The 255-nt window shown below is 60.8% G+C and carries 1 protein-coding gene; it reads right to left on the reverse strand.

Going from position 1 to position 255, the window contains the following annotated elements:
- Nucleotides 1-193: transposase domain-containing protein (locus AB4Y44_RS42665; RefSeq protein WP_368698555.1), on the reverse strand; the 193-nt coding region annotated here is incomplete at its 3' end.
- Between the last annotated feature and the right edge of the window lie 62 nt (nucleotides 194-255).

Below are 255 nucleotides of genomic sequence, written 5' to 3' on the forward strand. Positions count from 1 at the left end.
AGTGCCGGTACATCGCCAGCGCGATTACCAGCCAGACCACCTGTTCAGCAGGCAAACGCCGGCGCCGAATACTGGCCGCCCCGGTAGCCTGCACCGCCCGCTCGATCCATTCATAGGGCAGATGCTCAGCCAGCCGGCTGAGGTCGGCCGGCTGTTGCGCTTCGAGCAGAAAGGTCAGGTGACTGGAAAGCATCGCGCCGAAAAGTTAACAGCTCGGCGCGTCGTTTACAACACCTTCTCGCCATCAAAACAACA

It is taken from the genome of Paraburkholderia sp. BR10937, from assembly GCF_040965695.1.
Classification (GTDB): domain Bacteria; phylum Pseudomonadota; class Gammaproteobacteria; order Burkholderiales; family Burkholderiaceae; genus Paraburkholderia.